The 12,940-nt window shown below is 70.7% G+C and carries 11 protein-coding genes and 1 riboswitch; of the genes, 6 read left to right on the top strand and 5 right to left on the bottom strand.

From position 1 onward, the window contains the following. The first annotated feature begins 129 nt into the window (after positions 1–129). Together cdgB and OG257_RS17445 are read left to right on the top strand one after the other, a co-directional pair. Positions 130–1,785 carry a diguanylate cyclase CdgB gene (cdgB, locus tag OG257_RS17450; protein WP_329208638.1) on the top strand — a complete coding sequence of 552 codons (1,656 nt, stop codon included), beginning with the start codon at positions 130–132 and terminating at the stop codon, positions 1,783–1,785. 133 nt (positions 1,786–1,918) lie between these two features. Then, positions 1,919–2,914, top strand: coding sequence for a carbohydrate-binding protein (locus tag OG257_RS17445; RefSeq protein ID WP_329208637.1), 996 nt, complete (start codon positions 1,919–1,921; stop codon positions 2,912–2,914). Between the two features lie 78 nt (positions 2,915–2,992). Here OG257_RS17445 and OG257_RS17440 read toward each other — a convergent pair whose 3' ends face one another. The 3 genes from OG257_RS17440 to OG257_RS17430 all read right to left on the bottom strand — a co-directional run bounded on the left by OG257_RS17440 (position 2,993) and on the right by OG257_RS17430 (position 6,210). Further along, entirely contained in the window at positions 2,993–3,925 is a 933-nt protein-coding gene (locus OG257_RS17440) for a 1-phosphofructokinase family hexose kinase (RefSeq protein WP_329208636.1), read from the bottom strand. A gap of 198 nt (positions 3,926–4,123) precedes the next feature. Beyond that, positions 4,124–5,278 carry an N-acetylglucosamine-6-phosphate deacetylase gene (gene nagA, locus OG257_RS17435; protein ID WP_329208635.1) on the bottom strand — a complete coding sequence of 385 codons (1,155 nt, stop codon included), beginning with the start codon at positions 5,276–5,278 and terminating at the stop codon, positions 4,124–4,126. Then, on the bottom strand, positions 5,278–6,210 hold the full coding sequence (locus OG257_RS17430) for an ROK family protein (RefSeq protein WP_329208634.1): 933 nt from the start codon (positions 6,208–6,210) through the stop codon (positions 5,278–5,280). The genes nagA and OG257_RS17430 overlap by 1 nt, the downstream gene beginning before the upstream one ends. 230 nt (positions 6,211–6,440) lie before the next feature. Here OG257_RS17430 and OG257_RS17425 point away from each other — a divergent pair, with 230 nt between their 5' ends. The 3 genes from OG257_RS17425 to otsB all read left to right on the top strand — a co-directional run bounded on the left by OG257_RS17425 (position 6,441) and on the right by otsB (position 8,930). Further along, positions 6,441–7,718 (top strand): ABC transporter substrate-binding protein, encoded by a 1,278-nt coding sequence (locus OG257_RS17425; protein WP_329208633.1) that lies wholly within the window; start codon positions 6,441–6,443, stop codon positions 7,716–7,718. A gap of 10 nt (positions 7,719–7,728) precedes the next feature. Beyond that, positions 7,729–7,971, top strand: coding sequence for a DUF3263 domain-containing protein (locus OG257_RS17420; protein ID WP_329208632.1), 243 nt, complete (start codon positions 7,729–7,731; stop codon positions 7,969–7,971). A gap of 89 nt (positions 7,972–8,060) precedes the next feature. Beyond that, entirely contained in the window at positions 8,061–8,930 is an 870-nt protein-coding gene (otsB, locus tag OG257_RS17415) for a trehalose-phosphatase (protein WP_329208631.1), read from the top strand. A gap of 15 nt (positions 8,931–8,945) precedes the next feature. Here otsB and OG257_RS17410 read toward each other — a convergent pair whose 3' ends face one another. Both OG257_RS17410 and OG257_RS17405 read right to left on the bottom strand, forming a co-directional pair. Then, complete coding sequence (locus OG257_RS17410; RefSeq protein WP_329208630.1) at positions 8,946–10,322, bottom strand: alpha,alpha-trehalose-phosphate synthase (UDP-forming); 1,377 nt, start codon at positions 10,320–10,322, stop codon at positions 8,946–8,948. 56 nt (positions 10,323–10,378) lie between these two features. Beyond that, positions 10,379–11,329, bottom strand: coding sequence for a glucosyl-3-phosphoglycerate synthase (locus OG257_RS17405; protein ID WP_329208629.1), 951 nt, complete (start codon positions 11,327–11,329; stop codon positions 10,379–10,381). Positions 11,330–11,482: 153 nt separating this feature from the next. Continuing rightward, positions 11,483–11,610, top strand: a riboswitch (SAM riboswitch). Between the two features lie 18 nt (positions 11,611–11,628). Here OG257_RS17405 and thrC point away from each other — a divergent pair. Next, entirely contained in the window at positions 11,629–12,924 is a 1,296-nt protein-coding gene (thrC, locus tag OG257_RS17400) for a threonine synthase (protein ID WP_329208628.1), read from the top strand. Positions 12,925–12,940 lie beyond the last annotated feature (16 nt).

Genomic DNA, 12,940 nt, shown 5'->3' with positions numbered 1-12,940 from the left:
CAGAGAGCAATATTTGTTGACCCTGTGTACCGGGTGCACAGCTCACTGTGATTCAGTGGCCGTGACACTGCAACAAGTACGTCGATATGAAACCTGGAGTTGCTGTCGAGGTCTCGGGGAGTGCGAGCAATGGAGGCCGAGTCGGAGCCGTACGTCCGCCTTGCGACCATGCGGCAGCTGCACCAGGCCGTCGCTGATCTCAATACGGCGCGGAGTCTGGCGGACACGCTGCAGACCGTGGCCGACGGCATCGTCGCCGGCCTCGGCTACGAACTGGGCTGTGTGAACCTCGTCCGGCCCGACGGTGACCTCGTCGTTGCCGCCTTCGCCGGCAACGCCGCCGCGGAAGCCCTGATCACCGGCCGTGTCGGCTCCCGGGAGTCCTGGGAACGCAGGCTGTCCATGGGCGAGGCCTGGGACGGGCTCCGGTTCATACCGCACACCGAGGGCTGGGTCCTCCTCGACGACGACGTACCGCAGTGGCACACCGAGGGCCCCGAGCCCCGCTTCGAGGACGAGTGGCATCCCCTGGACCGCCTCTACGCACCCATGTACGCCTCCGGCGGTGGACTGGACCTCCTGGGCGTCATCTCCGTCGACCGGCCCCGCAACGGCCGCCGGCCCGGGGCCTGGGGCCGTGAGGCCCTCCAGATGTACGCGTCCCAGGCCGCCATTGCGATCAGCAACGCCCGGCTCCGAGCAAACATGCAGCGTGCCCTGGTCAGGCTCGAACGGGAACAGCAGGCACTGCGGGCCAGCGAGGAATCCTTCCGCCAGGCGTTCGAGTACGCCCCGAGCGGCATGGCCATCGCCGAGATGGGCGGCGACCAGCACGGCAGGCTGCTGCGCACCAACGACGCGCTCTGCCGTCTCCTGGGCCGCCCCGCCTCCGTACTGCGCCGCTACTCCTTCGCCGACCTCGTCCACCCCGAGGACATAGGCACCCTTCTGCGGACCTCCGCCGAGGGCGGGCGCGCGGAGCTGCGGCTCAGCCGCAGGGACGGCACCTACCTCTGGGTCTCGCTGCGCAACTCGGTCGTCGCCGACACCGCCGACGGCCCGCGCTTCCTGCTCACCCACGTCGAGGACATCGAGGAGCGCAAGCGCAACGAGCTGAATCTCGCGCACCGCGCCTCGCACGACGCCCTCACCGGCCTGCCCAACAGTGCCGAGCTGCGCTCCCGGCTGAGTGCCCGGCTCTGTGAGAGGCCCCACTCGGTCGCGTCGACCGCGATCGAGGCACTGGACGCGGCGTACGGGGACGTCGAGTCCTCCCGTACGCACGGCTACCGCCCCGACGGGTACGAGGGCGATGTGGCCGTCGGCGGCGGCCCGTACGACCACCACGTGCACACGGTGGCGCCCGACATGGAGCGCGACGACGGGGCGAAGGGCCTCGCGGTGCTCTTCTGCGACCTCGACGGCTTCAAGTCGATCAACGACCGTTTCGGACATCACACGGGTGACGCGGTTCTCATCGAGGTGGCACGGCGGCTCACCACCTGCGTACGGGACGGGGACACGGTCGCCCGGCTCGGGGGTGACGAATTCGTCGTCCTCGCGGACGGTCTGGGGGCTGCAGATGCCGCAGATCTGGCCGTACGCTTGCGTAACGCCATCATTCCGCCCATCCGGGTGGACGGCCGGGCAGTCAGGGTCGGGGCGAGTTTCGGTATCGGCTGGGCCGAGTGCGGCATGACCGTGGAAGAGGTCCTGCGCTCCGCCGACCAGCGGATGTATGTGGAAAAGCGGTCCCGATCGAAGGTTCACCGCCGAGCCGGCTGACGTTCACGCCCCGGCAGTCCCCTTACCCCGCCCCGGTTTCCCGGTCGGTCGAGGGCAATTCGGCGCGTGCTCCGTTCGGGGTAGGCTCGGCCGGTCGGCGACGGCTGGCGACATGGTGAGGAGTGACCCAGGGATGACGGCCGGGAACAACGGCGCGAGCAAGCCCGAGGACGACGATCCGTTCGGCTATCTGTACGAGGACGGGCGCGCGGCAGGTGCCCAGCCGCCCGGACAGGGTGGTCAGGGTGGTTACGGCTACCCCGGACCGGCCGCACAGCCCGGCGTGCCCAGAACCTCGTACAACCAGGTGCGGACCGTCGGCGAGCGCCAGTACGGGCAGGTTCCGCCGCAGCAGGCGTACGGCCAGCAGGCCCCGCCGCAGTACGGGCAGCAGCCTCCGCAGCAGTACGGGCAGCCGAACGCGCAGTACGCGGCCCCCGAGACCTATCCGGGGGGTGCGGGCTCCTCGCAGGTCCCGCCGCACGGCGGTGGCCGGGGCTCGGGTCCGGGCCGGGGCGGCCCCAACACCAAGGCGCTGCTGATCGCGGCGGTCGCCGTGGTCGCGGTCGTGCTCATCGGCATCGGCGCCGCCCTGATGACGGGCGACGACGACAAGAAGGACGAGGCCGGTACGTCGGCGGGTCCGGCCGGTGAGGTCGAGGAGTCCCCGAAGACCGAGGACTCCGCGAAGCCTTCGCAGGAGCCCGTCGAGCTGCCCAAGCAGGACGCGGCGACGCTGTCCCTCGGCGGGACGGCCGCCCTGGACAACACGGTCAAGGGCGCCAAGGGTGCGAACGGCCAGTACATCAGCCTCAACGAGGTCGGCCGGTCGGCCACCTGGACGGTCGATGTGCCCGAGAGCGGCGCGTACACGCTCTACGTGACGTACGGGGTGCCGGGCAAGGACGCCAAGACCTCGCTCACGGTCAACGCCGAGCAGCCCCGCTCCATCAACATGAAGAACTTCGCGAAGGCGGCGGAGGGCGACCTGGAGAAGGGCTGGACGACCACGTACGCGTGGGTGCAGCTCAACAAGGGGTCGAACACGCTCATGCTGTCGTGCCGTGAGGGCGACCAGTGCGATGCCAACCTCGACCAGCTGTCGCTGAAGTCGGGTCACATCAAGTAGGCCCGTCCAACAGAACCACCACCGTCCCGGCCATCGCCCAGCGAGCCGGGACGCGGTGTTTTCCGGGTGGTTCAGGGTTCAGGCGGCGGGCGCGTGCCGCTCGACCGTGACGCGGGGCAGCAGGTCCTCGTACGCCGCGCGGTCGAACTCACCGGCAGCCGGGGCCAGTACGGTCGCCGTCGACAGCGCGACCGCCCGCGCCAGTCGGTCCGGCCAGCTCAGCCCCTCCGCGAGGCCGGACAGCAGTCCGGCCACGGCGGAGTCGCCGGCACCTGTCGGATTGCCGCGCACGGCGGACGGCGGCGCGGCCTGCCAGGTGCCCTCGGGGGTGACGGCGAGCAGACCGTCGGCACCCAGTGACGCGACGACCCCGGCCGCGCCGCGGCGGCGGGCGTCACGCGTCGCGCGCAGGGGTTCGCGTGCGCCGGTGAGCTGGGCGAGTTCGTCGGCGTTCGGCTTGATGAGGTCGGGCCGGGCCGCGATGCCGCGGCGCAGCGGTTCACCGCCGGTGTCCAGGAGGACGGGGACGCCGGCGCCGCGGGCGAGGCGGACCAGTTCGGCGTACGCCCCGACGTGTATGCCGGGCGGCAGGCTGCCGCAGAGGGCGACCGCCTGCGCTCCTGGGAGCAGTTCACCGTAGGTCCGCAGGAAGGTGGTCCACTCGTCGGCGCCTATGTGCGGTCCGGGTTCGTTGAGCTGGGTGGTGTCGCCGGTGGAGAGGTCGACCAGGGCGAGGGTGCGGCGGGTGTTCCCGGAGATGGTGACGAGCGCGTCGGTGGGGCGGTGGGGGAGTGCCGCGAGCAGGTCGCGCAGGACGGCTCCGGTGGTGCCTCCGGCGAAGCCCGTGACCACCGTGTCGTGCCCCAGCGCGGAGAGCACCCGGGCCACGTTGAGGCCCTTGCCGCCCGGGCGTTCGGACATCTCGCCGATGCGGTGGCTGGTGTGCGGGACGAGGGCGGGGACGGTGGACGTGAGGTCGAGTGCCGTGTTCAGCGTGACGGTCAGTATCACCTGTACCGGCCCCCGGTTCCTTGGTCGTTCGTCCCTGCGCGCCGTCTCCTCCGCGGCGCCGTCCCGACGATCATGTCAAAGAGACGGCGGCCGTCCCAGACCTCCGGGGCAACAGCCGTCTCTTCGTTACGTGTTCAACAGGGCGTCAACAGGAGGACGTCCTCGTGGAAACCCTCTCGGGTGTCCTCGTGGCCGCCTTCATCCGAGAGGGGGTTCGACGATCCACTCGCCCCTGCGCATGACGCCCTTGAGGGCGAAGTCCGCGTCCAGGACCACGAGGTCGGCGTCCTTGCCCGGGTCGAGCGAGCCGACCCTGTCGTACAGGCCGAGCAGCCGTGCCGGGTTGGCGGAGATGGACCGCACGACGTCCTCGACGGGGATCCTGTCGACGGTGACGGCCCTGCGGAACGCCGTGTCCAGGGTCAGCGTGGAGCCCGCGATCGAGCCGCCCTCCACCAGGCGTGCGACGCCGTCCTTGACCTCGACGGCGAGCGGGCCGAGCACGTAGTGGCCGTCGCCGACGCCTGCCGCGTCCATGGCGTCCGTGATCAGGGCGACCCGGTCGGCGCCCGCACGGTGGTAGGCGAGCTCCAGGGCGGCGGGGTGCAGATGCGTACCGTCGTTGATCAGCTCGACGGTGATCCGCTCGTCCTCCAGGAGGGCGGCGATCGGACCCGGTGCGCGGTGGCCGAGCGCCGGCATCGCGTTGAAGAGGTGCGTGGCGACGGTGGCGCCCGCGTCGATCGCCTCGACGGTCTGCTCGTACGTCGCGTCCGTGTGCCCGATGGCGGCGATGACCCCGTGCTCGGCGAGCAGCCGTACGGATTCGATCCCGCCCGGCAGTTCGGTGGCGAGGGTGACCATCTTGGCCGTGCCGCGTGCCGCGTCGAGCAGCTTGCGGACCTCGGCCGGGTCGGGGTGGCGGAGCAGTTCCTCGCTGTGGGCGCCCTTGCGGCAGGGTGCGATGAAGGGCCCCTCGAAGTGGATGCCGGCGAGCTCGCCCTGTTCCACCAGCTCGGAGAGCATGCCGGCCTGGCGGGCCAGGAAGTCCATGTCGCCGGTGACCGTGGAGGCGACGACGGTCGTGGTGCCGTGTTCGCGGTGGGTGCGCGCTCCCGTGAGGGCGTCCTCGGCGGTGCCGGTGGCGAAGGACGCGCCGCCGCCGCCGTGGTTGTGCATGTCGACGAAACCGGGGACCACCCAGTGGCCCGAAAGGTCGACGGTCCGGGCGCCCTCCGGCGTGCTGCCGGCGATCCGGGTGCCCTCGACGATCACCCGGCCGTCCTCGACCGTCCCGGTGGGAAGCACCACCCGGGCACCTGCGAGAACTGTGCTGTCTGCGCGTCCGGCCATCAGGCGGATACCTCCGTGGAGAGAAGATCCCAGGCGAGCAGCCCTGCGCCCAGGCATCCGGCGGTGTCCCCGAGGGCCGCCGGGACGATGTGAGGCAGCTTCTGGAACGTGACGCGTTCCTCGACAGCCGCACGCAGTGGTGTGAACAAGGTTTCCCCCGCCTCGGCCAGACCGCCACCGATGATGAGCGTGCGGGGGTCCAGCAGGGTCAGCGCGGTGACCAGTCCGGCGGCGAGTGCGTCGACGGCGTTCTGCCACACGCGCTGTGCGGCGGGGTCGCCCGACTCCACCGCTTTCGCGCAGTCCGCGGCGTCGGCGTCCGGGTCCCCGGACGCGGCGGCCCAGGCCCGGGTCACCGCGGACGCGGAGGCCAGGGTCTCCAGACAGCCGCGCTGGCCGCAGTTGCAGTCCGGGCCGTCCGGCCGGACCACGATGTGGCCGATCTCGCCCGCGTAGCCGTGGGCGCCCGCCTCGATGGTGCCCGCGATGCCGATGGCCCCGGCGATGCCGGTGCCCAGCGGCACGAACAGGAAGCGGTCCGCGCCCTTGCCCGCGCCGATCCGGCCCTCGGCGAGGCCGCCTGCCCTGACGTCGTGACCGAGCGCGACGGGCAGGCCGCCGAGCCGCTCGCCGAGCAGTTTCCGCAGCGGCATGTCCCGCCAGCCCAGGTTGGCGGAGTAGACCGCGATCCCGCGCTCGGCGTCGACGATCCCGGGCACGGCGACCCCGACGGCGACGGCGGGCGTACCGAACCGCTCCTCGCCGTGCGCGCGCAGCTCCGCCGCGAACCCGAGAATGGTCTCGACCACTGCATCGGTCCCGCGCTCGCGGCCGGTGGCCCGGCGCGCCTCGTGGAGCAGGGTGCCGTCGGCCCCGACCAGTGCGGCCTTCATTCCTGTGCCGCCCACATCGAGGGCGATGACGTGTCTCACGGGAGACAGTTTCGCCCGGCGACCCCTAAAAGGTCTAGTCCACTATCGTGGTTTGTTGACCATCCATACAAAATGACCTGTGTGCGCACCCTGCCCGTCCCCCTTCCGGCCGGCCCCGACGGGTCGGATAGATTGCCGAATCGATACTCCGGTGGTGTAGACCTCCGCAGTGGACGTGAGGCAGGATCGCGGCTCATCGCCGGATCGGTCATCGGTGCGAACCCAGAGGGATGGACAGGTCTGTGCAGCGGCGCTTGGTGGGTCTGACCGCGGTGGTGGCCGCACTCGGCATGACGGCAACGTTGTCCGGCTGCGGCACGGAGAGCGGTTCGGGGGATGTCACCCTGAAGTTCGTCGCGGCCGACTACGGCACGGGCGCGGAGAACAGCTCCGAGAAGTACTGGGACGACGTCGCCGGGAAGTTCGAGAAGGCCAACCCCGGCATCAAGGTCGACGTCAACGTCCTCTCGTGGAAGGACGTCGACCGTGAGGTCGCCGCCATGGTGAAGGCCGGCGACGCCCCCGACATCGCGCAGATCGGTGCGTACGCCGACTACGCCAGCGCGGGCAAGCTGTACAACGCCGACGAGATGCTCGCCATCCGCACCTCGGCCAACTTCCTTCCCTCGCTCAGCGACGCGGGCAGGGTCGACGGAGAGCTGTACGGTCTGCCGTTCGTGGCCAGCACCCGGCTGCTCTTCTACAACAAGGAGCTGTTCGCGAAGGCGGGCATCGACGCCCCGCAGACCTGGGACGACATCCAGAACGACGCCGCCGCGCTCAAGCAGCGCGACGTGAACTACCCCTTCGCCCTGCCGCTCGGCCCCGAGGAGTCCCAGGCCGAGACCATGATGTGGATGCTCAGCGGCGGCGGCGGCTACACCGACGACGTCGGTTCGTACAGCATCGACTCCCCGCAGAACATCGCCACCTTCCAGTGGCTGAAGAACAACCTCGTCGGCAAGGGCCTCACCGGCCCCGTCGCCCCCGGCAAGCTCGACCGGGCCACGGCCTTCGACGCCTTCACCAAGGGGCAGGTCGGGATGCTCAACGGCCACCCGACGCTGATGCAGGAGGCCGAGAAGAAGGGCATCGACGTCGGCATGGTCCCGCTGCCCGGGGTCAACGGACCCTCCAAGGGCTCGATGGGCGTCGCCGACTGGATGATGGGCTTCAAGGAGAACGGCCACCGCGAAGAGATAGGCAAGTTCCTCGACTTCGCGTACACGGACGACAACGTGCTGGCCTTCGCCGACCAGTACGACCTGCTGCCCGTGACCGGCAGCGCGTCCGAGGTGATGGAGGCGGACGAGAAGTACAAGGCGCTGTACGAGTTCCTGGAGGCGCTGCCGAACTCCCAGCTGTACCCGTTCGGCAAGACGTCCTGGGCGACGGCCAGCGAGGCGATCAAGGAGAAGATCGGCTCGGCGGTCGAGCCGGACGGCAACCCGGAGGGCATCCTCGGACAGATATCGGACGAGGCGCGCCGGGCCGAGGCCGCGGAGTAGGTTGGTTGATATGACCGCCGCCGCCGACGACCCGCTCCCCGACCAGGAGCGTGCGGTGCTGGCCCTGGAGCGGCGCTCCTGGGCCGGACCCGGCGCGAAGGAACGGGCGATCCGGGAACAGCTCGGCATATCGCCGGTCCGCTACTACCAGCTCCTCAACGCCCTGATCGACGACCGCCGGGCGCTGGCGGAGGACCCGGTGACGGTAAACCGGCTGCGGAGGGTCCGGGACGCGAGACGCGGACGGCGCTGAGCCCCCGCCCCGGCCGGACGGATGCTCCGCCGCCGGACGGGTTGATCGTGGCCCCACCACGAGCGCCCCGTCACCGATACGCTCGGAGCATGGGCAGCAACCCGGACCAACCCCTGCCGACCCCGTCCACCCAGGCCGGCCGTGAAGGCCTCGCCGCAATCCTCGCGCGCCCCGACCGCGCCGTGATCGCGCTCGACTTCGACGGCACCCTCGCCGACATCGTGCCCGACCCGGAGCAGTCCCGCGCCCATCCAGGCGCCGTACCCGCCCTCGCCGCGCTCGCGCCGCAGGTCGCCTCCGTCGCCGTGATCACCGGCCGCCCCGCAGGCGTCGCGGTCCGGTACGGCGGCTTCGCCGGGGTGCCGGGCCTCGACCACCTCGTCGTCCTCGGGCACTACGGCGCGGAACGCTGGGACGCCGTCACCGGCACCGTGCACGCCCCCGCCCCGCACCCCGGCGTCGCCGCCGTCCGTGCCGAACTCCCCGGCGTCCTGCACGAGGTCGGTGCCTGGCACGGCACCTGGATCGAGGAGAAGGGGCAGGCCGTCGCCGTGCACACGCGGCGCGCCGACGACCCGCAGGCGGCGTTCGAGTCCCTGCGCGAACCCCTCGGGCACCTGGCCGCCCGGCACGGGCTGATCGTCGAACCGGGCCGCCTCGTCCTGGAGTTGCGCCCGCCGGGCATGGACAAGGGAGTGGCGCTCGCGGAGTACGTGAGGGAGGCCGACGCCGAGTCCGTCCTGTACGCCGGGGACGATCTGGGCGACCTCGCCGCGTACGCGGCCGTCGAGAAGCTCCGCGCCGAGGGGCCGGACGGCACCCCGGGCCTCCTGGTCTGCAGCGGCACCGAGGTCCCCGAACTCGCCGAGCGTGCCGATCTGCTGCTGCCGGGCCCGGCAGCCGTGGTGGGCCTGCTGGAAGCCCTGGCCCGGCACCTGGGGAAGCCCCAGGGCGCCTAGAGGAGCGGGCCCGCCCTAACCCCGCAGCGCGTCCAGCTGGTCCAGGAACCACTGCTGCGGCGGCAGCGCGGTCGCCGCAGCGGCCAGCCGCTTCGTGCGCGCGCTCCGCTCGTCGTCCTCCATCGTCAGCGCCTCGTGCAGCGCCGCCGCCGTGGCCGACACGTCGTACGGGTTGACCACGAGGGCGTCCTCGCCGAGCTCCTCGTAGGCCCCCGCCTCCCGCGACAGCACCAGCGCGCAGCCGTTGTCGGAGACGACCGGGACCTCCTTCGCGACGAGGTTCATGCCGTCGCGGATCGGGTTGACGAGCGCCACGTCCGCCAGCCGGTACGCGGCGAGCGAGCGGGCGAAGTCGTCGTCGACGTGGAGGATGACCGGGGTCCAGCCCTCCGTGGCGTACTCCGCGTTGATCCCGTCGGCGACCCGCTGCACCTCGGCGGTGTAGTCGCGGTACACCGCGAGGTCCTGCCGGGAGGGGTAGGCGAACGCCACGTGCACCACCCGCTCACGCCATTCGGGGTGCTCCTCCAGCAGGGCACGGTAGGCGTGCAGCCCGCGGACGATGTTCTTGGAGAGCTCGGTGCGGTCCACCCGCACGATCGTCCGCCTGCCGGGACCCACCTGCTCCCGCAGCGTCTCCATCCGCTCGTCCACGTCCGCCTCGTGGGAGCGGCGGCGCAGGAAGTCCGCGTCGGCGCCCAGCCCGTGCACCCCGATCCGGGTGCGGCCGGTGCCGCCCAGGATCTCCGTGCAGCAGCTGATGAACGCGTCCGCCCAGCGGCGGGTGAGGAACGCGGCCCGGTCGGCGCCCAGGATGCCGCGCAGCAGCTGCTCCCCGATGTCGTCGGGCAGCAGCCGGAAGTAGTCGACGGGGGCCCACGGGGTGTGCGAGAAGTGGCCGATCCGCAGATCGGGGCGGAGCTCGCGGAGCATGCCGGGCACCAGAGACAGGTGGTAGTCCTGGACCAGGACCACCGCGCCCACGCCCGCCTCCTCGGCGAGGGCCTCGGCGAAGGCGCGGTTGTACGCCTCGAAGGACGCCCACTGCCGCCGGAACTCCGCGTCGAACACCGGCTCCAGCGGCGTCTGGTAGATCATGTGGTGGACGAACCAGAGCACCGAGTTCGCGATGCCGTTGTACGCGTCGTCGTGGACCCCGGCGTCGATGTCGAGCATGCGGACGCCGGGCTCCGACAGGCCGCGCCGGACCGCCTCGCGGTCGCCGTCGCCCAGGGCCGCGCACACCCACAGCTTGTCCTCGACTGCGCTCAGACCGGAGACGACGCCGCCCCCGCCGCGCTTGGAGTCGAGCGTTCCGTCCTCGCGCAGCGCATAGGACACGGGGCCGCGGTTGGACGCGACGAGGACCTTGGCAGAGTGCTCGGAGACCATGTACCCGAACCTAGCCCGTTCGGGAAGCCGCCAAACGCGAAGCCCACCGCGAAACATCACGCCGCGTGGCGGGACGCGTACTCCGTGATCTCCCGCATGGGCGGCCGCTCCTCGGTGTCCACCGCATGGGTGCGCGGTACGAAGCCGTCTTCGCCGCGTTCGAACTGGGTGAGCACGGGCCGCACCAGATGCCCCCGGGAGAGCCGCAGCTGGGCGGTGCGGTAGATCGCCGCCGCCATCCGGCCGAGCGCCTGGCCGTCCTGGTGGCGGTGTTTGCGTACGCCGACGTCCACCTGTGCCAGGGCGTCCAGGCCCACCGTGTGCAGGGCGTCGACGAGCAGGCCCAGCTCCACTCCGTAACCGACGGGGAAGGGGAGCCGTTCGAGCAGGGAGCGGCGTACGGCGTACTCGCCGCCCAGCGGCTGGACGAAGCCGGCCAGCTGCGGCCAGTGGAGATTGAGCAGCGGGCGTGCCACAAGTTCGGTGACCCGACCGCCCTGGCCTGCGGCTTCTCCCAGAGGGCGGTCGTACATGGCCTTGACGAACTGGACCTCGGGGTCGGTCAGCAGGGGGCCGACGATGCCGGAGACGAAGTCCGCGGAGAAGTCCTTGAGGTCGGCGTCGATGAAGCAGACGATCTCGCCGCTGGTCACCAGCAGTGACCGCCACAGCACCTCGCCCTTGCCGGGTACGGCCGGTATCCGGGGGAGTATCGCGTCCCGGTGCACCACCCTGGCACCGGCCCGGCGTGCCACCGCGGCGGTGGCGTCGGTGGAACCGGAGTCGATCACCACCAGTTCGTCGACGAGCCGGACCTTCTCCATCAGCTCGCGCCGGATCTCCTCGACGATCGCGCCGACCGTCTCCTCCTCGTTCAGGGCGGGCAGCACGACGCTCACCCGGGCGCGGTGCGGATCCCTCGCACGCGCGGCCGTGAGGCGGTCGAGCGGGCGGTCATCGGCCGACCAGGAACGCCTGGTCAGCCAGCGTTCCACCTCTTCCAGCACGGTCGATACTCCCTGTATGTGATCCATCTCGCGGTTCGGACGACTATCTCAATCGTCCGGGGCTTCGGTTACAGTCTTGAACAACGCGGATGACCCTCGCATGTCGGGGTCGGTCCGCGAATAAATGCCCGGATCGATGGTCCGGTGCCATAGCGCTCATCCAGAGGGACTGAGGGAACGGCCCGTTGAAGTCCCGGCAACCCTCCTGCCGACCGCGAGGTCACGGTAGGGAAGGTGCCAATTCCGTCTTGTGGCGAAATACGCCGCAAGGAAGATGAGGAGAAAGGGCCTCCGCCATCATGTCTGTTCAGACAGTTGCAGCGAACACCGATTCTTCTGCCGTGGACCTGGGTTCCGCCGCAGCACTTTCCTGCCGCGAATGCGGCGAGCGTTTCGAGCTCGGTCCCATCTTCGCCTGTGCGTCCTGTTTCGGGCCGCTCGAAGTGGCGTACGACCTGCCGAGCGGCTCCCCCGAAGAGCTCAAGAAGCGCATCGCCGAAGGCCCCGACAACATCTGGCGCTACGCGCCGCTGCTGCCCGTTCCGGCCGATGTCGCGAGCAAGCCCAACATCAACCCCGGCTTCACGAAGCTGGTCAAGGCCGACAACCTCGCCCGTGAGCTGGGCGTCACCGGCGGTCTGTACGTCAAGGACGACTCCGGCAACCCGACGCACTCCTTCAAGGACCGTGTCGTCGCGATCGCCGTCGAGGCCGCCCGCGCCTTCGGATTCACCACCCTCTCCTGCTCCTCCACCGGCAACCTCGCCGGTGCGGTGGGCGCCGCGGCGGCCCGCGCCGGCTTCCGCTCGTGCGTGTTCATCCCGCACGACCTGGAGCAGGGCAAGGTCGTCATGGCCGCGGTGTACGGCGGCGAACTGGTCGGCATCGAGGGCAACTACGACGACGTCAACCGCTTCTGCTCGGAGCTCATCGGCGACCCGCTCGGTGAGGGCTGGGGCTTCGTCAACGTCAACCTCCGCCCGTACTACGGCGAGGGCTCCAAGACCCTGGCGTACGAGATCTGCGAGCAGCTCGGCTGGCAGCTGCCCGACCAGATCGTCATCCCGATCGCGTCGGGGTCGCAGCTCACGAAGATCGACAAGGGCCTGCAGGAGCTGATCAAGCTCGGCCTCGTCGAGGACAAGCCGTACAAGATCTTCGGTGCCCAGGCCGAGGGCTGCTCCCCGGTCTCCACCGCCTTCAAGGCCGGGCACGACGTCGTACGGCCGCAGAAGCCGAACACGATCGCCAAGTCCCTCGCGATCGGCAACCCGGCCGACGGCCCGTACGTCCTGGACATCGCCCGGCGCACCGGCGGTGCCGTCGAGGACGTCAACGACGAGCAGGTCGTCGACGCGATCAAGCTGCTGGCCCGTACCGAGGGCATCTTCGCGGAGACCGCGGGCGGTGTGACGGTCGGTGTGACGAAGAAGCTGATCGACGCCGGCCTGCTGGACCCGACGCTGACCACCGTCATCCTGAACACCGGTGACGGCCTGAAGACGCTGGACGCCGTCGCCCCGACGACCGGCCTGTCGGCCACGATCCGGCCGAGCCTGGACGCGTTCCGCGACGCGGGCCTCGCCGCCAGCTGACCACCCGAGACCGAAG

The organism is Streptomyces sp. NBC_00683 (genome assembly GCF_036226745.1).
Classification (GTDB): Bacteria; Actinomycetota; Actinomycetes; order Streptomycetales; family Streptomycetaceae; genus Streptomyces.
Note: the sequence above shows the minus strand (reverse complement) of the source record. Positions and strands in the feature narration are given on the sequence as shown.